The sequence below is a fragment of the Bacillus luti genome (assembly GCF_001884105.1).
GTDB classification, from domain to species: domain Bacteria; phylum Bacillota; class Bacilli; order Bacillales; family Bacillaceae_G; genus Bacillus_A; species Bacillus_A luti.
The window spans coordinates 29192-52396 of record NZ_MACI01000099.1 but is presented as its reverse complement, the minus strand read 5'-3'; the positions used below and the strand labels follow the sequence as shown (position 1 = coordinate 52396).

The following is a 23205-nucleotide window of genomic DNA, read 5'->3' as shown; positions in this document are numbered from 1 at the left end:
GTTCGAATCTTTCTTGGGACGCTAAGAAAACCTTGTTATCTTTTGATAACAAGGTTTTTTGTTTAGTTATTGATAAACTTCTCAAATACAAAACCATAATCTTTCACGTTATATTGCTTCTTCGTATCAACGAGCCAGTTAAAGGCGATCTCATTTATCTCTTTAAATTGGTCTGCTAAATTTACTTGTGCGTTTGAAATACGGCTGAAAGCGTTAGATGCCATATCTAAACTTTTATGTGCATACTGCAATGTAATATCGTTGTCATATGAAATTTCTTCGATTTTAAGTAAAGCCTTATATAAATCTTTTAATTCTTCAATATGTTTTTTATGAACATCAATTGAGTAATACTCATCTCCCATTTGAAACTTAATTTCTACATCTAAGTCAATCGTTCCTGCAGTTTCAAGTGCTACGTTTTTAATTGGATATTTACTGTAGCTAAAGCGGCGTAGTGTACGCTTTTTACTTGTTGCACTTGTACCATCTAGGTGGATTAATCCTTTGTTTGTGAAGCAGTATTCATCTGATTTTGATTTAATTAGAAAATAAATTTTCTCGCCATCTTCATGCATCACGTAATCATCAGCATCAACCTTATCGTAATCCTTCGGTGTAATGACAGAACCTACATCGCTTAATCCTAAAACATCTGCAGCCATTTTTTTAAACATATATAATCCCCCTTGTAAAATAAATTCTTAATTGTTCAAAAATATATTAACACGATTTTAAATCAATTTTTGAAATCTTACAATTCTGTAAGGTAACTGTAAGGTAGTTCGATGGTAACAAATTGCTAATCTTTTATAATAAAGGTAACAACGATAAAACGAGGAGGAAGAAATGATGAAAGGGTTAATCGTAACGGGCTTAACAGTAGCTTTTGGATTTGTAGCGTATGAGAAATTAACGTATGTAATTGATGTTGTAAAACATTTAGTAGCGTAGAAAAAAACTGCCATGAGAGGGAAAGGGAATGAGTGAATGAATGGAATGGTTATTTGGAATTATAGGTACTTGTAGTGTAGTGTTATTGTTCTTTGTCCCGAGTGGTATACTTAGTTCGACAACGAGTTTGTTCTTCTTAAGTTTGTTTGGTTGTACGATGCTTATTATTATGTTTTTAATGAAGCGAAGTAAACCAATCTTCTATTTTAGCATGATTGTTATGGCAATTATTGTTCTCCAAATTATTACCCTTGTTATATACCCCACTATTATAAAAGCTTTCCATTAATAATGAATCCTCTGTGCTTGTTGCTGAGGATTTTTATTTATATAATCTTGGTTTTTGATAAAGGTTTGTTCATGTTGAAATATAAAAATTGAATATTTTTATATTTCAAACAAATGTTTTCAGGATGTTGTGTTCTCATTACGCATTTGATATATTTACTTTGAACATAATTAAAATCAAGAAAAAGAGGCGGACGTATGGATAAAAAAGAAAATACGGTCGTATTGTTTCCTCAACTATCAGAGCGTTATATTGATGAAGGTTTTTTAGCGCTGAAAGAGCGGAAATTCGAAGATGCATTGCGCTGCTTTGAAATATTACGTCAGTATAATGCGGAAACGGAACAAACGGAATTAGCTTCAGTTATTTGTTTGTTAGAATTAAAACGTATGGAAGAAGCGAAAGACAAATGTGAACAGTTACTTGAAACAGGAGCTGTACTATTTGGTGATATTCTTGAAACATATGTGACTATTTTAGTTCAAACAAATGATTATGAAGGTGTTATTGAAACTGTTGAAAAAGTTTTGCAAACGAAAGACATAATGCCGGAACAAAAAGAAAAATTAGCGCAGCTCGCTTTATTTGCAGAAGGAATGCTAAATGAGGAAGATGCATCATTAGCGGATTCTAATTTTGATTTGGACGAGTTTACTAATGAGATTTTTGGTGAAAACTTCGGGCAAAAGTTAAGGGCAATTCAGCAACTTTCGTTAAAAGATTTGGATCTTGCATTACCTGTCTTAAAGAAATTTTTAATAGACGAACAGCAGCACCCTTATTTGAAAAGTTCTATTTTATATAAAATGATAGAAAATCAAATAGAAGAAGAGATAGAAGTAGAAAAGTTTGGAAATACGATCAAGGTGATTCCAGCATTTACAGGTCATAATGAGGAGCAATCCGATAACATTATACATATATTATCAAGCCGATTAGAGCAAAATTATCCGGATATATTTGATGCGATGGCTACATACTGGAAAGAACTACAAATTGGTGTTTTCCCATTCGCTCTATTAATGGATAAAGTAGAGATCTGGGCTGCTGTTTTAGAGAGAATTGGAAGAAAGCGTTTCGGATTGGCTATTGATGAAGAAGAGCTTATGACAGCGTACAATATTGAATTAGAAGAGTTTCATATTGCCTATCAATGGTTATTACGTGTTGAAAGAGAAGGATATTTGCCCGTATAATTATGAAAAAGAGTTGTTCAGTTCTTGAAACGAGCATATTCTATGTTATAATGTAAGGGTTGCAAAAGGCAGAAATCTGTCTGTTTGTAAGAGAAGAGAAGTGTAATTCTCTTACTTAATATGTTTCATATTATTCTCGAACAAAATATACCGTAATTGTCTTTTAGACAATTAATAGATTGAAACATTATATCTGAAAGCTTTTGCTAGAGGATTATTTGTGCATTTGTTATTTCAAAAAAGAGATAATGAAGGTCTTAATCTATAGAGGTATGTGCATACATTATTATAGTTGGAGGGAAAGAATAAATGTCTACAAAATGGGAAAAATTAGAAGGTAACGTTGGCGTTTTAACAATCGAAGTTGATGCTAAAGAAGTAAACAACTCTATCGACGCTGCATTCAAAAAAGTAGTAAAAACAATTAATGTACCAGGTTTCCGTAAAGGAAAAATGCCTCGTCCATTATTCGAACAACGCTTTGGTATCGAATCTTTATACCAAGATGCTTTAGATATCATCTTACCAAAAGCATACGGTGAAGCAATCGATGAAGCTGGTATTTTCCCAGTTGCTCATCCTGAAATCGACATCGAGAAGTTCGAAAAAAATGCTAACCTTATCTTCACTGCAAAAGTTACAGTGAAACCTGAAGTTAAATTAGGTGAGTACAAAGGTTTAGCAGTAGAAAAAGTTGAAACAACTGTAACTGACGAAGATGTAGAGAACGAATTAAAAGCTTTACAAGAGCGTCAAGCTGAACTAGTTGTTAAAGAAGAAGGAACTGTTGAAAACGGTGATACAGCTGTAATCGACTTCGAAGGTTTCGTTGATGGCGAAGCATTTGAAGGCGGAAAAGGCGAAAACTACTCTCTTGCAATCGGTTCTGGTACATTCATCCCAGGTTTCGAAGAGCAAGTAATTGGTCTTAAATCTGGTGATTCTAAAGACGTTGAAGTATCATTCCCAGAAGAGTACCATGCTGCTGAATTAGCTGGAAAACCAGCAACATTCAAAGTAACAATTCACGAAATCAAAACAAAAGAACTTCCTGAGTTAAACGACGAGTTCGCTAAAGAAGCAGACGAAGCGGTTGCAACTCTTGATGAATTAAAAGCGAAACTTCGCACAAACTTAGAAGAAGGCAAAAAGCACGAAGCTGAGCACAAAGTACGTGACGAAGTAGTAGAATTAGCTGCTGCTAACGCTGAAATCGACATTCCAGAAGCTATGATCGACACTGAGTTAGATCGTATGGTTCGTGAATTCGAGCAACGTTTAAGCCAACAAGGTATGAACCTTGAGCTTTACTACCAATTCACAGGTACTGACGCTGACAAGTTAAAAGAGCAAATGAAAGAAGACGCTCAAAAACGCGTAAGAATCAACCTTGTTCTTGAAGCTATCATTGAAGCTGAAAACATCGAAGTTACTGAAGAAGAAGTAACTGCAGAAGTTGAAAAAATGGCTGAAATGTACGGTATGCCAGTAGACGCTATCAAGCAAGCTCTTGGAAGCGTAGACGCTTTAGCTGAAGATATTAAAGTGCGCAAAGCTGTAGACTTCTTAGTAGACAACGCTGCATAATAAAATAACAAGGCACGATTTTAATCGTGCCTTGTTTTATAAATATAGAAATATATTTATAAAACTTTTCGATGAAGAAGGAAAAGTTCCTTTGTAAGTCGAATATACATATTTCAAAAGTTTTAAAAATTTTTTATTTGTACATAACTAGTCATATTATTTGTATTTCTCGCCACGTAGTGACATAATATGTATTTACATACGATACATTTATCGTGTACATACGAAGGCAAGAGGTTAGCACTTTGTAAGGGGTGTGAAAATATGTTTAAATTTAATGATGAAAAAGGGCAATTAAAATGTTCTTTCTGTGGTAAAACACAAACGCAAGTTCGAAAGTTAGTTGCAGGTCCAGGTGTTTACATTTGTGACGAGTGTATCGAACTTTGTACTGAAATTGTACAAGAGGAGCTTGCGAAGGACGAAGAAGTAGAATTCAAAGATGTACCGAAACCGGTAGAAATTCGTGAAATCTTAGATGAGTATGTCATCGGACAAGATAACGCGAAAAAAGCACTAGCGGTAGCGGTATATAATCATTACAAACGCATTAATTCTAACAGCAAAATTGATGATGTAGAATTAGCGAAGAGTAATATCGCACTTATCGGGCCAACAGGTAGTGGTAAAACATTATTGGCACAAACGTTAGCGCGTATTTTAAATGTTCCATTTGCAATCGCGGACGCAACATCTTTAACAGAAGCTGGATACGTTGGGGAAGATGTAGAAAACATCTTACTAAAACTAATCCAAGCAGCTGATTATGATGTAGAGAAAGCGGAAAAAGGAATCATTTATATTGATGAGATTGATAAAGTGGCACGTAAGTCCGAAAATCCATCAATTACACGTGATGTATCTGGTGAAGGTGTGCAGCAGGCACTTCTGAAAATTTTAGAAGGTACTGTAGCAAGCGTTCCACCTCAAGGTGGTCGTAAGCATCCGCATCAAGAGTTTATTCAAATTGATACAACGAACATCTTATTCATTTGTGGTGGAGCGTTTGATGGCATCGAGCCAATTATTAAACGTCGCCTTGGTGAAAAAGTAATTGGATTCGGTTCTGAGAAGAAAAATGCTGATGTAAATGAAAAGCATGTTTTATCTCACGTATTACCAGAGGATCTTTTAAGATTTGGTTTAATTCCAGAGTTTATTGGTCGTCTTCCAGTTATTGCGAACCTAGAGCCACTTGATGAAGATGCTCTTGTTGATATTTTAACGAAACCGAAAAATGCACTTGTTAAGCAATTCCAAAAATTATTGGAGCTTGACGATGTTGAGTTAGAGTTTGAAGAAGGTGCACTAATCGAAATTGCGAAGAAAGCAATTGAACGTAAAACAGGTGCTCGTGGACTTCGTTCTATTATTGAAGGCTTAATGCTTGATGTAATGTTCGAACTTCCATCTCGCAAAGATATCGAGAAGTGTGTTCTGACAAAAGAAACAGTGGCTGATAATGCAGCACCAAAATTGGTGTTACAAGACGGTACTGTACTTGATACAAAAACATCTGCATAATACAAAGGAGAAACAGCAATTTTTATAATTGCTGTTTTTCTTTATGTTTAGCTACGTTCCTCCGCGGAAATACTAAGGGATAAAACATTGCGGGAGGAAATAAATGATGAGCTGGACAAATATATTTTTAGTTGTTCAACTTGTTTTTGGAGTAATTGTAGGATTGTATTTTTGGCATTTACTTCGAAATCAGCGAACACAAAAAGTTTCAATTGATCGAGAATCGAAAAAAGAATTAGAGCAGCTTCGTAAAATGCGTGAGATTTCTCTAACAGAGCCGCTTGCGGAAAAGGTACGTCCTACATCCTTTTTAGATATTGTAGGGCAAGAGGACGGGATTAAGTCGTTAAAAGCGGCTCTATGTGGTCCGAACCCGCAACATGTAATTATATATGGCCCGCCAGGTGTCGGAAAGACAGCGGCAGCACGTCTTGTATTAGAAGAAGCGAAAAGAAATCCGAAATCTCCATTTCGTACGAATGCAACGTTTATTGAACTCGATGCGACGACAGCGAGGTTTGATGAACGTGGTATTGCAGATCCTTTAATTGGCTCGGTGCATGATCCAATTTATCAAGGTGCGGGTGCGATGGGGCAAGCTGGTATTCCACAACCGAAAAAAGGCGCTGTAACAGATGCACACGGTGGTATTTTGTTCATTGATGAGATTGGTGAACTGCATCCGATACAAATGAACAAAATGTTAAAGGTATTAGAAGATCGGAAAGTATTTTTAGAAAGTGCGTATTATAGTGAAGAGAATACGATGATTCCAACATATATACATGACATTTTTCAAAAAGGTTTACCGGCGGATTTTCGCTTAGTCGGTGCGACGACGCGTTCACCAGAGGAAATTCCACCTGCCATTCGTTCGCGTTGTTTAGAAGTGTTTTTCCGTGAGTTAGATACAGAGGAAATTCAAAAAGTAGCGAAGAATGCAGCTGAAAAAGTGGAAATGCAAATTGGTGAAAATGGTATTGAAATGATCGGAATGTATGCAAGAAATGGACGAGAAGCGATTAATCTTGTGCAAATTTCTGCTGGAATGGCGATAAATGAAGAACGTTCTTTCATTAAAGATGAAGATATAGAATGGGTTGTTCATTCTAGCCAACTTACACCGAAATATGAAAAACATATTTATCCGATTCCAAGGATTGGTCTTGTAAATGGACTTGCTGTATATGGTCCGAATACGGGCGCATTATTAGAAATTGAAGTAACAGCGATCAAGGCGAAAGATAAAGGATCGGTAAATGTTACCGGAATTGTAGAAGAGGAAAGTATTGGTAGTCAAACGAAATCGATTCGCCGTAAAAGTATGGCGAAAGGTTCTGTAGACAATGTATTAACAGTACTTCGTTCTCTAGATGTGTTGCCAGAAGGGTACGATATACATATTAATTTTCCAGGCGGTATCCCAATTGATGGACCTTCGGCAGGAATCGCTATGGCAACAGGTGTATATTCAGCAGTGCATCGTACGTATGTGAATAATGAAGTAGCGATGACAGGTGAGATAAGTATACACGGAGAAGTGAAGCCGATTGGTGGTGTGTACGCAAAAATAAAAGCTGCGAAAAAAGCAGGGGCTAAGAAAGTCATCATCCCTGCTGAAAACATGCAACCACTTTTGTATACAATAAAGGGAATTGAAATCATTCCTGTTCGTAAGTTAAAAGAAGTATTTGAGCTAACGTTTATGCAGGAAAATATGCATCGTGGGCTGGATGTACATACTGCTGTAGACGAAACAGATGCACAATCAATGTGAGGGTGGACGACAATAAAATTTGCAAGACTTCGTTTAAGTTTGTATGCTTAAGCGGAGTCTTTTTTCGTTTCATAAGGGAGAAAAAACAAGGGATTTACAATTGTGGAGAATCTCTGCAATTGCATCTAGATGTATTGTAATATAAAATAGTTGAACAGGAGTTTAATTTATTATGGAGGTGCTATGTCTAGTATGAATACGAATGAAAAAATCGTACCCCTCCTACCATTAAGAGGCGTTCTCGTATATCCAACGATGGTTCTGCATCTTGATGTAGGACGTGATAAATCGATACAAGCACTAGAGCAGGCGGCAATGGATGAAAATATCATCTTTTTAGCGATGCAAAAAGAAATGAATATCGATGATCCGAAAGAAGATGACATATATAGTGTAGGTACAGTTGCGAAAGTGAAGCAAATGTTAAAATTGCCGAACGGTACGCTTCGTGTCCTTGTAGAAGGTTTACATAGAGCAGAAGTAGTAGAGTTTATCGAAGAAGAGAATTTTGTACAAGTTTCTATTCAAACGATAACTGAAGAAGTGGAAGATGATCTAGAAGAGAAAGCTCTTATGCGTACGTTACTGGAGCATTTTGAACAATATATTAAAGTTTCGAAAAAAGTTTCAAATGAAACATTTGCAACGGTAGCTGATGTAGAAGAACCAGGCAGACTAGCTGATTTAATTGCTTCTCACTTGCCGATTAAAACGAAGCAGAAACAAGAGATTTTAGAGATTGTATCTGTGAAAGAACGATTACATACACTGATTTCAATTATTCAAGATGAACAAGAGTTACTTAGTTTAGAAAAGAAAATTGGACAAAAAGTGAAACGTTCAATGGAGCGCACGCAAAAAGAATACTTCTTACGTGAGCAAATGAAGGCAATTCAAACTGAACTTGGAGATAAAGAAGGTAAGGGCGGAGAAGTTGAAGAGCTTCGTGAGAAAATTGAACAGTCAGGAATGCCTGAAGAAACAATGAAGGCTGCGCTGAAAGAATTAGATCGTTATGAAAAGTTACCAGCAAGTTCAGCGGAGAGCGGCGTTATTCGCAATTACATTGATTGGTTATTAGCACTTCCGTGGACAGAAGCAACAGAAGATATGATTGATCTTGCTCATTCTGAAGAGATTTTAAACAAAGATCATTACGGTCTTGAAAAAGTGAAAGAGCGTGTACTTGAATATTTAGCTGTACAGAAGTTAACGAATTCATTAAAAGGACCTATCCTTTGCTTAGTAGGCCCTCCTGGGGTCGGAAAAACTTCGTTAGCGCGTTCAATTGCAACGTCATTGAATCGTAACTTTGTCCGTGTATCTCTTGGTGGTGTACGTGATGAATCTGAAATTCGTGGTCATCGCCGTACGTATGTTGGAGCAATGCCAGGGCGTATTATTCAAGGTATGAAAAAGGCGAAAACAGTTAATCCAGTCTTCTTATTAGATGAGATTGATAAAATGTCTAACGATTTCAGAGGAGATCCATCAGCTGCATTACTTGAAGTATTAGATCCAGAACAAAACCATAACTTCAGTGATCATTACATTGAAGAACCATATGATTTATCGAAAGTTATGTTTGTAGCAACTGCTAATACACTTTCAAGTATTCCTGGTCCATTACTTGACCGCATGGAAATTATTTCGATTGCTGGCTATACAGAACTTGAAAAAGTTCATATTGCTCGTGAGCATTTATTGCCGAAACAATTAAAAGAGCATGGCTTACGAAAAGGTAATTTACAAGTACGTGATGAAGCACTTCTTGAAATTATTCGTTATTATACACGTGAGGCTGGTGTTCGTACGCTAGAGCGCCAAATCGCAAAAGTTTGCCGTAAAGCAGCGAAAATCATCGTTACAGCAGAACGTAAACGTATTGTTGTGACAGAGAAAAATATTGTAGATTTACTTGGTAAACATATATTCCGTTATGGGCAAGCAGAGAAAACAGACCAAGTCGGAATGGCAACTGGGTTAGCATATACAGCAGCTGGTGGCGATACACTTGCAATTGAAGTATCTGTAGCACCAGGTAAAGGGAAATTAATTTTAACAGGGAAACTTGGGGATGTTATGAAAGAATCCGCACAAGCAGCGTTTAGCTATATTCGTTCTCGTGCAGAAGAGCTTCAGATTGATCCGAATTTCCATGAGAAAAATGATATTCATATTCATGTTCCAGAAGGAGCAGTTCCAAAAGATGGACCGTCAGCAGGTATTACGATGGCAACGGCACTTATTTCTGCACTAACAGGTATTCCTGTAAGTAAAGAAGTGGGTATGACAGGTGAAATTACACTTCGTGGTCGTGTATTACCAATTGGTGGTTTAAAAGAAAAAACATTAAGTGCTCACCGCGCAGGCTTAACAAAAATCATTTTGCCAGCAGAAAACGAGAAAGATTTAGATGATATTCCAGAGAGCGTAAAAGAAAACCTTACGTTTGTGCTTGCATCTCATTTAGATGAAGTATTGGAGCACGCATTAGTAGGAGTGAAACAATGAAAGTAACAAAAGCAGATATTGTAATTAGTGCTGTTAAACCAGAACAATATCCAGACAGTGATTTACCAGAAATTGCATTAGCAGGTCGTTCAAATGTCGGGAAGTCTTCCTTTATTAATAAAATTTTAAATCGTAAAAAGTTAGTGCGTATTTCTTCTAAACCAGGGAAAACGCAAACGCTGAACTTTTTCTTAATCAATGAGATGATGCATTTTGTTGACGTTCCAGGTTATGGATATGCGAAAGTATCTAAATCGGAGCGCGCAGCATGGGGCAAAATGATTGAAACGTACTTTACAACGCGTGAGCAATTAGACGCAGCTGTATTAGTAGTTGATTTACGTCACCAACCAACAAACGATGACGTGATGATGTATGATTTCTTAAAGCATTATGAAATCCCAACAATTATTATTGCGACGAAAGCCGATAAAATTCCGAAAGGGAAATGGCAAAAGCATTTAAAAGTTGTAAAAGAAACGCTTGCTGTTGAAATTGGCGATGAAATCGTTCTATTCTCTTCTGAAACAGGACTTGGAAAAGAAGAAGCGTGGAAAGCAATTCATAAAATGACAAAAACAAAAAACGCGTGACGAATGTCGCGCGTTTTTTTCTTTATACGCTTTTAGCGTACGTTTAATGTAACTTCAATATTTCCTCGTGTCGCTTTAGAGTAAGGACATACACCATGAGCAGCTTCTACAAGTTCTTGTGCTTCGCTATGTGAAACGCCAGCAACATGTACATCAAGTACAGCGGATAGGCCGAAACCACCATCTGTATCTTTTCCGATAGAAACGTGAGCAGTTACTTCTGTACTTTCTACTTTGACACGTTTTGTACGAATGACAAGTTGTAATGCACTATCAAAACAAGCTGCATAACCAGCGGCAAATAGTTGCTCAGGATTTGTTGCCTCTCCACCTGCACCGCCTAGTGCTTTTGGCATTTTTACATCAAGATTCAATATGCCGTCATCTGAGATTACTTTCCCGTTTCTTCCACCTGTTGCTGTTACTGAAGCAGTATATAGTTTATCCATGTTTATTCCCCTTTTCCATCATTAATTGTTTTCATTGTTTCAATTAGTTTATTTAGCTGAATTAATAAAGAGCGATATTCTTGCTCTGTAATTCCTAAGTTTGTAGCCATCGTTGTCGGTAATGAACAAGCCTTTTCCTTTAAATCTTTGCCTTGTTCTGTTAATTCAATACAAACTTTTCGTTCATCTTCTTTGGAACGAACACGTTTTACAAGTTTTAATGATTCCATTCGTTTTAACATAGGTGTTAACGTACCGGAATCTAAAAATAAACGTTCTCCAATTTCTTTTACTGTTAGTCCATCTTGCTCCCATAGTACGAGTAAAGTAATGTACTGGGGATACGTAATACCCATTTCTTCTAAATAAGGTCGATAAAAACGAGTAACCTCTCTAGAGCAGGCGTAAATAGAAAAACAAAGTTGGTTATCTAGATGCAAAGAGTCCTCTGTCATAAATAACTCCCTTCTAATTAAGTTGTGCACAATTTAATTTTGTAAAACCAATATAACGAAAAAGAAATACAATGTCAAATACATTGTATTGAGAAAGTGTTTGTTACATTTTGGAACAATCATACATATTTTCCTTCATGATGAAAGAAGATAGGGAAGATGATGTTATAATTTATATGGAATAGTTTCCATCACTTGATTATGAGAACTTTTTTTGGTAACGTACAAATAGAGTTGTTAATTTATAATCATTATAAAGTAGGAAGTTTTAATTAGTTTTGCTGAATCTCCTTCATTACATACGGAGAATAAATAAAAAATAATCGGTTGTTCACACGATTGTCAGATTCATAAGAGGAAAGTTGTATTATGATAGTAGATAAAGTGATAAAACGGGTGAAGGGGGACATGCTGCGTGCATATTCTTGTTGTTAGTGTAAATTATCGAACAGCCCCTGTAGAATTTCGTGAGAAACTCACATTTCAGGCAGCAGAGCTAGAACGAGCGATGACTACATTACAAAATCAAAAGAGCGTGTTAGAGAATGTCATTGTATCAACTTGTAATCGTACTGAGGTTTATGCTGTTGTTGATCAATTACACACGGGACGGTATTATATTAAGAAATTTTTAGCTGATTGGTTTCAGCTTGAAATAGAAGAGGTTGCACCATATTTAACGATTTTTGAACAAGATGGTGCAGTAGATCATTTATTCCGCGTAACGTGCGGTTTAGATTCTATGGTAGTTGGAGAAACGCAGATTTTAGGACAAATAAAAGATAGCTTTTTAGAAGCACAGCAAGTGAAAGCAACAGGCACAATTTTTAATGAATTGTTTAAGCAAGTCATTACATTGGCAAAACGTGCCCATTCAGAAACGACAATTGGTGAAAGTGCGATGTCTGTTAGTTATGCTGCTGTTGAGCTCGGAAAGAAAATATTTGGTGAGTTAACAGATTGTCATGTGCTTATTCTTGGTGCGGGTAAAATGGGTGAACTTGCATTGCAAAACTTATACGGAAGTGGTGCTCGTAAAGTAACGGTCATGAATAGAACGCTATCGAAAGCGGAAGTAATGGCTGAGAAGTATATGGGACATGCAAAATCTTTAAGTGAATTACAATGTGCATTATTAGAAGCGGATATTTTAATTAGTTCAACTGGTGCATCAGAGTATGTCATTACGAAAGAGATGATGACGAAAGTAGAGAAAATGCGCTCTGGTCGTCCGTTATTTATGGTTGATATTGCAGTGCCACGTGATATTGATCCTGCAATCGATGAGCTAGAAGGTTCTTTCTTATATGATATCGATGATTTGCAAGGAGTAGTGGAAGCAAACCGTGCTGAGCGTTTGAAAGAAGCAGAGAAAATTCAATTTATGATTGAAGAGGAAATGGTTCTATTTAAAACGTGGTTAAGTACACTTGGTGTTGTTCCGTTAATATCGGCTCTTCGTGATAAAGCATTAGCGATTCAAAGTGATACGATGGAAAGTCTTGAGCGGAAAATACCAAATCTTAGTGATCGTGAGAAAAAAGTAATTAGTAAACATACGAAAAGTATAATTAATCAATTATTAAAAGACCCAATTCTAGTAGCAAAAGAAATAGCTGCTGAGGATGGAGCGACAGAAAAACTCGCTTTATTTGCGAAGATTTTTGATTTAGAAATGGAAGAAGAAGTAGAGAGAAATGCGGAAGAAGTAAAACATAAAAGAGCGTGGACACCATCCGTTCCATCTTTATAATTTGGAAGGATGATCGGATGAGCTTTTTAAATAACAGTATTATTTATCATATTGCAATTATTTTATATGCTTGTAGCATTAGTTTATATTTTATAGATTATTTCCAAAGTAACCGAAAGGCGAACCGATTTGCTTTTTGGTTACTTTCGATTGTGTGGGTTCTGCAGTCTATTTTTATGCTGCTTCGGGCTACAGATTCGGAAACAAATCCTATCTTAACTTTATTATCAGGGATTTATTTTTATGTATGGTTATTGATTACGATGTCGTTAGTCATTAACCGATTTATGCGCGTGGATTTTTTAGTCTTTTTTACAAATGTTGTAGCATTTGGCGTAAGCGCTTTTTCTATTTTTACACCGCTAGGAAAGATGTCGCCAGTACTTGCAGAGCAATTAGTTTCAGAACTTGTATATGTGCATGTCGGTATGGCTATTATTTCTTATGCAACGTTTACTGTATCGTTTATTTTTTCTATTATGTATTTATTGCAATATCGCCTATTAAAAAAGAAAAAGTGGAATGCGAGATTAAGAAGGTTAGGGAATTTACCGAAGCTCGAATCTACGTCTTACGGATTAAATTTATTTTCTGTTCCGTTTTTCTTATTAGCGATTTTATTAGGATGTATATGGGGATATACAAAATTGGACAATTTCCATTGGTATGATACGAAAGTAATCGGATCTTTTGTTGTTTTATTTGTATATTGCACAGGTTTATATTTACGAGCGGCAGATGTGTTACAAGGGAAAAAAATTGTAATGTGGAATATCGGGGCATTTCTCGTAATGCTAGTTAACATTTTTCTATTAAGTAGTTTATCTAATTTCCACTTTTGGTATTTATAATGAGGAGAGAGAATTATGCGCAAAATTATTGTAGGTTCACGAAAGAGTAAACTAGCATTAACACAAACAAATTGGTTTATCGATCAGTTAAAAGCGTTAGGCTTACCATATGAATTTGAAGTGAAAGAAATCGTCACAAAAGGTGATGTTATTTTAGATGTTACTCTTTCAAAAGTAGGCGGAAAAGGTTTATTTGTAAAGGAAATTGAACATGCGTTACTTACGAAAGAAATCGATATGGCTGTACATAGTATGAAAGATATGCCAGCTGTACTTCCGGAAGGATTAATGATTGGTTGTACACCAAAGCGTGTTGACCCTCGTGATGCTTTTATTTCTAAAAATGGAGAATCATTTAAAGACTTAGCAGAGGGCGCGATTTTAGGAACGAGTAGTTTGAGACGTAGTGCACAACTACTAGCTGCGAGACCAGATTTACAAGTGAAATGGATTCGCGGGAATATCGATACACGTTTACGTAAGTTAAAAGATGAAGATTATGATGCAATTATTTTAGCGACAGCTGGATTACAGAGAATGGGCTGGGACGGGGAAGTTATTACAGAACATTTAGATGAAACGTTATGTGTACCAGCTGTAGGACAAGGGGCATTAGCGATTGAATGTCGTGAGGACGATAAGGATTTACTGCAGTTATTATCGCATATGAATGATGCCGTAACAGAAAGAACAGTAGCAGCGGAGCGAGTATTTCTTCATAAACTTGAAGGCGGATGCCAAGTTCCGATCGCTGGATACGCAACGCTTACAGAAAATGATGCAATTGAATTAACAGCTCTTGTCGGTTCTATGGACGGTTCTGTTCTATTGAAAGAGACAGTAGCAGGCACTGATCCAGTGGAAGTAGGACTAGAGGCAGCAGACCGTTTAATTAAACAAGGCGCAAAAGAACTTATTCTTGCTGCAAATAAGGGGCAACAATAAATATGAACGCTCTCGCTGGCAAAACGGTATTGATTACACGTGCCCAGCATCAAGCGAAACAAATGAGTGTGGCGGTAAAAGAAAAGGGCGGAATTCCATTGGAAATTCCGCTTTTGCGTATGGAAGGTATGTCTTCTAGGCAAATTCAACATATAGCAAAACAGCTGCATTCATATGACTGGGTTATTTTTACGAGTAAAAATGGTGTAGCTTTTTTTCTAGATAGTTTGAAAAAGAAGCTCCCAGCAACAATTAAAATTGCTGCTGTCGGTGTGAAAACAAAGTTAGAGTTAGAAAAGCGGGGCTATCAAGTAGCCTTTGTTCCAACTTCATTTGTTGCAGAAGTATTTGCAGAAGAGTTTATAAAAAAACTAAGTGGAAACGAGCGTATTCTATTTCCAAAAGGGAATTTAGCGAGAGATGTCATTCCAGTTGCACTTCGAGGCATTGGTGTTTCTCTAGATGAATTAATCGTATATGGTACGAAAGAAAATGTAGAGAAAAAGCAAGAGCTTATAGAAGCGTTAGAAGTAGGAAAAGTGGACATTATTACATTTACGAGCCCTTCAACTGTTACTAGTTTTGTTCATTTACTTGAGGGCACAAACTGGAGAGAATGGACAAAAAAATGTACAATTGCTTGTATAGGTCCTATTACGGAAAAAGAGGCGAGTCTTTATTTTCCGCATGTTATTGTGCCGAAAGAGTACACTGTAGAAGCATTGCTACAATGCATTTGTGAATCTATAAAATAAAAGAATGGGGATAGAAATCTATGAACTCTTTACAATTTAATCGTCATCGTCGCTTAAGACAAAGCGGTAATATGCGTGCGCTTGTGCGTGAAACGTTTTTACATACGGAAGATTTTATTTACCCTATTTTTGTATTAGAAGGTGAAAATGTTCGTAATGAAGTTCCTTCTATGCCAGGCGTATATCAAATGTCTTTAGATTTATTGCAAGCTGAAATGCAAGAAGTTGTTGATTTAGGTATTCGTTCTGTTATTGTATTTGGTTTACCTGCTGAAAAGGATGAAGTTGGATCATCAGCATATTGTGATCATGGAATTGTACAACGTGCAATTAAGCAAATTAAAGGTGAGTTCCCTGAGTTAGTAGTAGTTGCGGATACATGTTTATGTCAATTCACAAGTCACGGTCATTGCGGCGTAATCGAAGATGGGATTATTTTAAATGATGAGTCTCTTGCAGTTCTTGCGAAAACAGCTGTAAGCCAAGCGAAAGCTGGAGCGGACATTATTGCGCCATCAAACATGATGGACGGATTTGTAACGGCAATTCGTCATGCATTAGATGAAAATGGTTTTGGACATGTACCAGTTATGTCATACGCTGTGAAATATTCATCAGCATTTTACGGACCATTCCGTGATGCTGCGCACGGTGCGCCGCAATTTGGTGACCGTAAAACATATCAAATGGACCCAGCGAACCGCATGGAAGCATTCCGTGAAGCTGAATCAGATGTAATGGAAGGGGCAGATTTCTTAATTGTAAAGCCAGCTCTTTCTTACTTAGATATCGTTCGTGATGTGAAAAATAACTTTAACTTACCAGTTGTTGCTTATAACGTGAGTGGTGAATATTCAATGATCAAAGCGGCAGCGCAAAATGGTTGGATTAATGAAAAAGAAGTTGTACTTGAAAAGTTAATTAGCATGAAACGTGCAGGAGCAGATTTAATTATTACGTATCATGCAAAAGATGCAGCAAGATGGTTACAAGAAGGAGGCGCTAAATAATGAAAAAGTTTGATAAGTCGATTGCGGCGTTTGAAGAGGCTCAAGATTTAATGCCGGGCGGCGTAAACAGCCCTGTTCGTGCTTTTAAATCTGTTGGTATGAATCCATTGTTTATGGAGCGCGGAAAAGGCTCTAAAGTATATGATATCGATGGAAATGAATACATCGATTACGTATTATCATGGGGTCCTTTAATTCATGGTCATGCAAATGATCAAGTTGTTGAAGCGTTAAAATCTGTTGCTGAAAGAGGTACAAGCTTCGGTGCACCAACAGAAATTGAAAATAAATTAGCAAAACTTGTTATTGAGCGCGTACCATCAATTGAGATTGTACGTATGGTTAACTCTGGGACAGAGGCGACAATGAGTGCGCTACGTTTAGCTCGTGGTTATACAGGTCGTAATAAGATTTTGAAATTCATCGGTTGTTACCACGGTCATGGTGATTCGTTATTAATTAAAGCGGGTTCTGGTGTAGCAACGCTAGGTTTACCGGATAGCCCTGGTGTACCAGAAGGTGTAGCGAAAAATACGATAACAGTAGCGTATAACGATTTAGAAAGTGTGAAATACGCTTTCGAACAATTCGGTGATGATATTGCTTGTGTAATCGTAGAACCAGTAGCAGGGAATATGGGAGTTGTTCCTCCGCAGCCTGGATTTTTAGAAGGTCTTCGTGAAGTAACAGAGCAAAACGGTTCATTACTTATTTTTGATGAAGTAATGACAGGATTCCGAGTTGCTTACAATTGTGGACAAGGTTATTACGGTGTAACACCTGATTTAACTTGTTTAGGTAAAGTAATCGGTGGTGGTTTACCAGTAGGAGCATACGGTGGTAAAGCAGAAATTATGCGCCAAGTTGCACCGAGCGGACCAATTTACCAAGCTGGTACTTTATCAGGTAACCCACTTGCAATGGCAGCAGGTTATGAAACGTTAGTACAGTTAACGCCAGAATCGTATGTAGAATTTGAGCGCAAAGCCGAAATGTTAGAAGCTGGATTACGTAAAGCGGCGGAAAAACATGGTATTCCTCATCATATTAATCGTGCAGGTTCTATGATTGGTATTTTCTTTACAGATGAGCCAGTTATTAATTATGAGGCAGCAAAATCTTCAAACTTACAATTCTTTGCGGCTTACTATCGTGAAATGGTAGAACAAGGTGTATTCTTACCACCATCTCAATTCGAAGGATTATTCTTATCGACAGCGCATAGTGATGCTGATATTGAAGCGACGATTGAAGCGGCTGAAATTGCAATGTCAAAATTAAAAGCATAATCATAATGCATGAAAGAAAATCGCTCTCCATAAGGGGAGCGATTTTTTTATTCATAAAGTAGGCTTTCGAAACATAAATCTGTAATGACATATAGTTTGGGAGGGGGAAAAGAAGTGACAACAGATCATTCATTACGATTCTCATTAAAAGAATCTGTTTGGTTCCAAAAAGGACAGGAAGTCGAAGAACTTTTGTCAATTTCGTTAGATCCAGACGTTGAAATAGAAGAGCTTGATCATGAAGTTATCGTGAGAGGGCAATTAGATTTAACGGGAGAGTATGTCGCACGGCAAGATGATTCCGTTTATTCATTAAGAGAACTATCGCCAGCAAAATCAATTGATTATGTAGAAACAAGGGAGGATGGAGTTAATGAACTTGTTCATTCCTTCCCGCTTGAAATATCCATACCGAGAAACCGGGTGAAAGTAATTGAAGAACTATATGTATCAATCGAGGAATTCGATTATGAATTAAAGGAAAATGGTTGCTTACAATTACTAGCGGATATATCTATTACAGGTTTATGTGATGAGGAAAGAATCGAGGAAGAAGAAGAAGAAGAAGAAGAAACGGTGTATGCGGAGTTAGAAGAAGATGCAGCACAAGAGGATGAAAATAGACCTGCGCCGCATGTAGAGGAACCAGCTTATAAGGAACCAGCTTATAAGGAATCAGATGAGTGGGAAGATTATGCATTTGAACCGTTCCAACTAGAAGAAAGAAAAGAGCAAGAAGTAGAGGAAGAGGAAATAGAAGAACATGAATTTGCAGGGCGTGAAGAGGAGAAAGAAATAACGCCGCAATTTGAATTGTTCGGACGAAAAGATTTCAAGAAAGAAAAAGCGAAAAAGCAGGAAGAACAAGAAGAAGTGTACTCACAGAGAGATGAAAATGCGCTTTATTTAACGAAATTATTTACGAAAGAACCAGAAGAGGAATTTACAAAGTTAAGAATGTATTTTGTGCAAGAAGGAGATACGATCGAATCTGTTGCAGAACGTTATGAAACGTCAGTACAGAACTTGTACCGTGTCAATCAAACAGAAGATATCTATTTAACTGAGGGGCAAATTATTTATATTCCTGTTTCAAGAGCGAAGGCGAAATAAGGGGGGAGTTTCCCCTTGTTTTCCTAGAGGTTATGCTTTGAATAGAAAGGGTAATTCGTATGGATATTGAATTACGAAATCGCTATGAACCCATTGTAAGGCAGTATCGATTGGATACGCAGCACATGGAAGAACACGGAAGTGTAACGAAAATTTACACGAATCAAGGTCCATATGCTTTGAAAAAAATAGAAGATAGAAAATTAGCGCGAAATAATTTTCTGCATCATATTCAATATTTGAAAGAGAAAGGTTTTTCAAATTATGTACCTATATACCATGCGACGGATGGAAATTATATTTTAAGTGACGGGACGTATAATTATTATTTAATGCCTTGGTTAGAGCGTGCGGAAGGAAACGGCGAGGATAATGATCAATACCATAAAATGTTTCAGACACTTGGGACGTTGCATCAAAAAACGGTAAAAGAAGAAACGTATACAGAAGAGGATTTAGAAAAGCATTATACGAATATATCTGATCGGTGGGAAAATGATGGTGAGATGTTAGAAGAGTTTCTTGTAGAGTCTGAAGCGAAGTGGTATATGTCTCCGTTTGAATTACAATATTGTACGTACTATCATCATGTAATGAGGGCGCGGGAATTTGCAACGAAGCAATTAAATGAGTGGAACGATGCGATGAAAGAAAAAGAAAAAACACGCATTACGTTTGTACATGGTAACGTGTCACTGAATCATTTTTTATTTGACTATGAGCGGAATGGCTATTTTATTAGTTTAGAAAAATCGAAATTTGCAACGCCTGTGCAAGATATTGTAGGCTTTTATTCTCGGTCTTTAAACACATATCCCATTGCGCGAAATGATCGGTTTGAATGGTATCAAATGTATCAAAAAAACTTCCCGTTTACGAAAGAAGAGCAACTTCTCATGTTTGCTTATATGACGTATCCATCGCAATTTATTCGGCAAATCCAGTCTTATAAGAAAAGAAGAGAGAATCGCAATGAGGAAAATGAAATTCGCGGAGTAAAGAGTTTGCAACAATCGCATTGGCTCGTTAGCAATATAGAATATTTCCTGTCACAATTACAAGCTGCCCAGCAAGGGAACGGATAAAGAAGATGAGTAGAGGATGCTACTTATCTTCTTTTTTTTTACTCAAAAAGCTGTAGTCTTAAATTTATCTTGACGAATAAGGTTTCGTTTTTTACACTATTGTATATAATAATTAACAATCATATAAATGCATTGAAGGGGAAGAGTATAACAAGAAACGTCTTCAGAGAGGAGAATCATTAGCTGGGAGATTCTCTAGATAGTTATGTTAGAAGGTAGCCCTGGAGCATCTTTTCTGAACGGAATAGTTCTCATTAGGAAAAGACGGATTTGTCCGTTATCAAATTAAGAGTATAAGCAAATTCCTGGATTTGTTTGTAAATAAAGGTGGTACCGCGATGTCCCTCGTCCTTTTTTTGGATGAGGGACATTTTTTTATTTTAAGGAGGGAAAATAATGTCAAACACGGAAAAGAATTTACCAACTAAATATGATCATATGTCCGTTGAAGAAGGCCTGTACCAATGGTGGCTTGAAGGCAAATATTTTGAAGCAACAGGAGATGAGAAGAAACAACCATACACAATTGTAATTCCACCTCCAAACGTAACAGGTAAGTTACACTTAGGTCATGCTTGGGATACGACTCTTCAAGATATTTTAACTCGTACGAAGCGTATGCAAGGTTACGATGTATTGTGGCTTCCGGGAATGGACCATGCGGGTATCGCAACACAAGCGAAAGTAGAAGGAAAACTTCGTGAAGAAGGTATTTCACGTTACGATCTTGGCCGTGAGAAATTCCTTGAAAAAGCTTGGGAATGGAAAGAAGAATACGCGTCTCACATTCGTCAACAATGGGGGAAAGTTGGTTTAGGACTAGACTATTCTCGCGAACGTTTCACATTAGACGAAGGTTTATCTGATGCGGTTAATAAAGTATTCGTTCAATTATACGAAAAAGGCTTAATTTACCGTGGTGAGTATATTATCAACTGGGATCCAGCAACACGTACAGCACTTTCTGATATTGAAGTAATTCATAAAGAAGTTCAAGGTGCATTCTACCATATGAACTATCCGTTAACAGATGGTTCTGGTCATATTCGTCTTGCAACTACTCGTCCAGAAACGATGCTTGGTGATACAGCAGTAGCAGTTCATCCAGAAGATGATCGTTACAAACACTTAATCGGAAAAACAGTTACACTTCCAATCGTAGGCCGTGAGATTCCGATTATCGCTGATGAGTACGTAGAAAAAGACTTCGGAACAGGTGTTGTAAAAATTACACCAGCTCATGATCCGAATGACTTTGAAGTAGGTAACCGTCATGACTTACCACGCATCTTAGTAATGAACGAAGATGGAACGATGAATGAAAAAGCTGGTAAGTATAACGGTATGGATCGTTTCGAATGCCGTAAAGAATTAGTGAAAGACTTACAAGAGGCTGGCGTATTAGTAGAAATTGAGCCTCATATGCATTCAGTAGGTCATAGTGAGCGTAGCGGTGCAGTTGTTGAGCCTTACTTATCAACACAATGGTTCGTAAAAATGGCTCCACTTGCTGAAAAAGCAGTAGAGTTACAACAAAAAGAAGAAGAAAAAGTAACATTCGTACCAGAGCGTTTTGAAAACACATACTTACGCTGGATGGAAAACATTCATGACTGGTGTATTTCTCGTCAGTTATGGTGGGGACACCGTATTCCAGCTTGGTACCATAAAGAAACTGGTGAAGTATACGTAGGTACAGAAGCGCCAGCAGATATTGAAAACTGGAATCAAGATAATGATGTACTTGATACATGGTTCAGCTCAGCGCTATGGCCGTTCTCAACACTTGGTTGGCCGGATGAAGATTCAGCAGACTTTAAACGTTACTATTCAACAGATGCATTAGTAACTGGTTATGACATCATCTTCTTCTGGGTATCTCGTATGATTTTCCAAGGTTTAGAGTTTACAGGCGAGCGTCCATTTAAAGATGTGTTAATTCACGGTTTAGTTCGTGATGAGCAAGGACGTAAAATGAGTAAATCTCTTGGTAACGGTATCGACCCGATGGATGTTATCGAGAAGTACGGTGCAGATGCAATGCGTTACTTCTTATCAACAGGAAGTGCACCAGGGCAAGATTTACGTTTCAGCATGGAAAAAGTAGAATCCACTTGGAACTTCATTAATAAAATTTGGAACGCATCACGTTTCGTATTAATGAACATGGATGATATGAAGTATGAAGAAATCGATTTAACTGGTGAAAAATCAGTTGCAGATAAGTGGATTTTAACTCGCTTAAACGAAACAATCGAAAGTGTAACACGTAACATGGATAAATATGAGTTCGGTGAAGCTGGTCGTTCATTATACAACTTCATTTGGGATGATTTCTGTGACTGGTACATTGAAATGGCGAAACTTCCATTATACGGTGAAGATGAAGCAGCTAAGAAAACAACTCGTTCGATTTTAGCTTACGTATTAGACCAAACAATGCGTCTATTACACCCATTCATGCCATTCGTAACTGAGAAGATTTGGCAACATTTACCGCACGAAGGCGAATCTATTACAGTAGCAGCGTGGCCAACAGTTCGCGAAGATTTACAAGATACAGAAGCGGCAGCAGAAATGCACCTTCTAGTTGATATCATTCGCTCTGTTCGTAACATCCGTGCAGAAGTTAATACGCCAATGAGCAAAAAAGTTCAAATGCAAATTAAAGCAAAAGATGAGGCTGTACTTGCTCAACTTACGAAGAACAGCTCTTACATTGAGCGTTTCTGTAACCCAAGCGAATTAACAATTCAAACGGATTTACAAGCGCCAGAAAAAGCGATGACTGCAATCGTATCAGGTGCGGAGTTATTCTTACCGTTAGCTGATCTTATCAATCTTGATGAAGAGAGAGCTCGTCTTGAGAAAGAACTTGAGAAGTTTGATAAAGAAGTAGAACGTGTACAGAAGAAACTTTCAAATCAAGGTTTCGTAGCGAAAGCTCCTGCAGCAGTTATTGAAGGAGAGCGTGCGAAAGAGCAAGATTACCTAGAAAAACGCGAAGCAGTTCGCCAACGTCTAGCAGATCTTGAGAAATAAAAATGTTTTTTAGAGACTCACTAT

The 23205-nt window shown here is 37.2% G+C and carries 19 protein-coding genes and 1 other annotated feature; of the genes, 16 read left to right on the top strand and 3 right to left on the bottom strand.

The window, feature by feature from the left end; translation table 11 throughout:
* Nucleotides 1-62: 62 nt before the first annotated feature.
* The gene (locus tag BAQ48_RS26320; RefSeq protein ID WP_071713333.1) at nt 63-677 is read right to left on the bottom strand and encodes a PH domain-containing protein; all 615 of its coding nucleotides are present in this window, start codon (nt 675-677) and stop codon (nt 63-65) included.
* Between the two features lie 317 nt (nt 678-994).
* Between BAQ48_RS26320 and BAQ48_RS26315 the strand changes: the two genes are divergently transcribed.
* The 7 genes from BAQ48_RS26315 (at nt 995) to ysxC (ending at nt 10434) form a co-directional block, all read left to right on the top strand.
* Entirely contained in the window at nt 995-1243 is a 249-nt protein-coding gene (locus BAQ48_RS26315; RefSeq protein ID WP_071713332.1) for a hypothetical protein, read from the top strand.
* A 197-nt stretch (nt 1244-1440) separates the two neighbouring features.
* Entirely contained in the window at nt 1441-2439 is a 999-nt protein-coding gene (locus BAQ48_RS26310) for a hypothetical protein (RefSeq protein ID WP_071713331.1), read from the top strand.
* Nucleotides 2440-2748: 309 nt separating this feature from the next.
* On the top strand, nt 2749-4026 hold the full coding sequence (gene tig, locus BAQ48_RS26305; protein WP_071713330.1) for a trigger factor: 1278 nt from the start codon (nt 2749-2751) through the stop codon (nt 4024-4026).
* A gap of 264 nt (nt 4027-4290) precedes the next feature.
* Nucleotides 4291-5550, top strand: a complete 1260-nt coding sequence (gene clpX, locus BAQ48_RS26300; protein ID WP_000472280.1) for an ATP-dependent protease ATP-binding subunit ClpX — start codon at nt 4291-4293, stop codon at nt 5548-5550.
* A gap of 106 nt (nt 5551-5656) precedes the next feature.
* Nucleotides 5657-7327 carry an ATP-dependent protease LonB gene (gene lonB, locus BAQ48_RS26295; RefSeq protein WP_033665543.1) on the top strand — a complete coding sequence of 557 codons (1671 nt, stop codon included), beginning with the start codon at nt 5657-5659 and terminating at the stop codon, nt 7325-7327.
* Nucleotides 7328-7510: 183 nt separating this feature from the next.
* Nucleotides 7511-9841, top strand: coding sequence for an endopeptidase La (lon, locus tag BAQ48_RS26290; RefSeq protein ID WP_071713329.1), 2331 nt, complete (start codon nt 7511-7513; stop codon nt 9839-9841).
* On the top strand, nt 9838-10434 hold the full coding sequence (gene ysxC, locus BAQ48_RS26285) for a ribosome biogenesis GTP-binding protein YsxC (RefSeq protein WP_000869114.1): 597 nt from the start codon (nt 9838-9840) through the stop codon (nt 10432-10434). The genes lon and ysxC overlap by 4 nt, the downstream gene beginning before the upstream one ends.
* 32 nt (nt 10435-10466) lie before the next feature.
* Here ysxC and BAQ48_RS26280 read toward each other — a convergent pair whose 3' ends face one another.
* Nucleotides 10467-10883, bottom strand: a complete 417-nt coding sequence (locus tag BAQ48_RS26280; RefSeq protein ID WP_000359771.1) for an organic hydroperoxide resistance protein — start codon at nt 10881-10883, stop codon at nt 10467-10469.
* A gap of 2 nt (nt 10884-10885) precedes the next feature.
* The gene (locus BAQ48_RS26275) at nt 10886-11338 is read right to left on the bottom strand and encodes a MarR family winged helix-turn-helix transcriptional regulator (RefSeq protein WP_071713328.1); all 453 of its coding nucleotides are present in this window, start codon (nt 11336-11338) and stop codon (nt 10886-10888) included.
* Nucleotides 11339-11753: 415 nt separating this feature from the next.
* On the opposite strand from BAQ48_RS26275, the gene hemA reads away from it, so the two are divergent.
* From hemA to BAQ48_RS26230, 9 genes are all read left to right on the top strand, one after another.
* Entirely contained in the window at nt 11754-13091 is a 1338-nt protein-coding gene (gene hemA / locus BAQ48_RS26270; RefSeq protein WP_000547871.1) for a glutamyl-tRNA reductase, read from the top strand.
* Nucleotides 13092-13108: 17 nt separating this feature from the next.
* The gene (locus BAQ48_RS26265; RefSeq protein ID WP_071713327.1) at nt 13109-13942 is read left to right on the top strand and encodes a cytochrome c biogenesis protein; all 834 of its coding nucleotides are present in this window, start codon (nt 13109-13111) and stop codon (nt 13940-13942) included.
* Nucleotides 13943-13957: 15 nt separating this feature from the next.
* Nucleotides 13958-14887 (top strand): hydroxymethylbilane synthase, encoded by a 930-nt coding sequence (gene hemC, locus BAQ48_RS26260; RefSeq protein WP_001226415.1) that lies wholly within the window; start codon nt 13958-13960, stop codon nt 14885-14887.
* A gap of 2 nt (nt 14888-14889) precedes the next feature.
* A complete protein-coding gene (hemD, locus tag BAQ48_RS26255; RefSeq protein ID WP_071713326.1) occupies nt 14890-15642 on the top strand; it encodes a uroporphyrinogen-III synthase in 753 nt (250 codons plus the stop codon).
* A 20-nt stretch (nt 15643-15662) separates the two neighbouring features.
* Nucleotides 15663-16652 (top strand): porphobilinogen synthase, encoded by a 990-nt coding sequence (gene hemB, locus BAQ48_RS26250; RefSeq protein WP_001087076.1) that lies wholly within the window; start codon nt 15663-15665, stop codon nt 16650-16652.
* The gene (gene hemL / locus BAQ48_RS26245; RefSeq protein ID WP_071713325.1) at nt 16652-17941 is read left to right on the top strand and encodes a glutamate-1-semialdehyde 2,1-aminomutase; all 1290 of its coding nucleotides are present in this window, start codon (nt 16652-16654) and stop codon (nt 17939-17941) included. Before hemB ends, hemL begins: the two co-directional genes overlap by 1 nt.
* An 84-nt stretch (nt 17942-18025) precedes the next feature.
* Nucleotides 18026-19054, top strand: a complete 1029-nt coding sequence (gene spoVID / locus BAQ48_RS26240; RefSeq protein ID WP_071713324.1) for a stage VI sporulation protein D — start codon at nt 18026-18028, stop codon at nt 19052-19054.
* Between the two features lie 59 nt (nt 19055-19113).
* Entirely contained in the window at nt 19114-20139 is a 1026-nt protein-coding gene (ysxE, locus tag BAQ48_RS26235) for a spore coat protein YsxE (RefSeq protein WP_000350665.1), read from the top strand.
* A gap of 123 nt (nt 20140-20262) precedes the next feature.
* Nucleotides 20263-20495 (top strand) — a binding site (T-box leader).
* 40 nt (nt 20496-20535) lie between these two features.
* Nucleotides 20536-23181, top strand: coding sequence for a valine--tRNA ligase (locus BAQ48_RS26230; RefSeq protein WP_071713323.1), 2646 nt, complete (start codon nt 20536-20538; stop codon nt 23179-23181).
* The last annotated feature ends 24 nt before the right edge of the window (nt 23182-23205 follow it).

Coding starts and splice junctions, on each gene's coding strand:
- BAQ48_RS26275 (WP_071713328.1), bottom strand. CDS start 11,338: ATGACAGAGGACTCTTTGCATCTAGATAACCAACTTTGTTTTTCTATT.
- BAQ48_RS26280 (WP_000359771.1), bottom strand. CDS start 10,883: ATGGATAAACTATATACTGCTTCAGTAACAGCAACAGGTGGAAGAAAC.
- hemB (WP_001087076.1), top strand. CDS start 15,663: ATGAACTCTTTACAATTTAATCGTCATCGTCGCTTAAGACAAAGCGGT.
- spoVID (WP_071713324.1), top strand. CDS start 18,026: ATGACATATAGTTTGGGAGGGGGAAAAGAAGTGACAACAGATCATTCA.
- BAQ48_RS26310 (WP_071713331.1), top strand. CDS start 1,441: ATGGATAAAAAAGAAAATACGGTCGTATTGTTTCCTCAACTATCAGAG.
- lonB (WP_033665543.1), top strand. CDS start 5,657: ATGAGCTGGACAAATATATTTTTAGTTGTTCAACTTGTTTTTGGAGTA.
- ysxC (WP_000869114.1), top strand. CDS start 9,838: ATGAAAGTAACAAAAGCAGATATTGTAATTAGTGCTGTTAAACCAGAA.
- hemC (WP_001226415.1), top strand. CDS start 13,958: ATGCGCAAAATTATTGTAGGTTCACGAAAGAGTAAACTAGCATTAACA.
- clpX (WP_000472280.1), top strand. CDS start 4,291: ATGTTTAAATTTAATGATGAAAAAGGGCAATTAAAATGTTCTTTCTGT.
- BAQ48_RS26320 (WP_071713333.1), bottom strand. CDS start 677: ATGTTTAAAAAAATGGCTGCAGATGTTTTAGGATTAAGCGATGTAGGT.
- lon (WP_071713329.1), top strand. CDS start 7,511: ATGTCTAGTATGAATACGAATGAAAAAATCGTACCCCTCCTACCATTA.
- BAQ48_RS26265 (WP_071713327.1), top strand. CDS start 13,109: ATGAGCTTTTTAAATAACAGTATTATTTATCATATTGCAATTATTTTA.
- hemL (WP_071713325.1), top strand. CDS start 16,652: ATGAAAAAGTTTGATAAGTCGATTGCGGCGTTTGAAGAGGCTCAAGAT.
- BAQ48_RS26230 (WP_071713323.1), top strand. CDS start 20,536: ATGTCAAACACGGAAAAGAATTTACCAACTAAATATGATCATATGTCC.
- hemD (WP_071713326.1), top strand. CDS start 14,890: ATGAACGCTCTCGCTGGCAAAACGGTATTGATTACACGTGCCCAGCAT.
- ysxE (WP_000350665.1), top strand. CDS start 19,114: ATGGATATTGAATTACGAAATCGCTATGAACCCATTGTAAGGCAGTAT.
- BAQ48_RS26315 (WP_071713332.1), top strand. CDS start 995: ATGGAATGGTTATTTGGAATTATAGGTACTTGTAGTGTAGTGTTATTG.
- tig (WP_071713330.1), top strand. CDS start 2,749: ATGTCTACAAAATGGGAAAAATTAGAAGGTAACGTTGGCGTTTTAACA.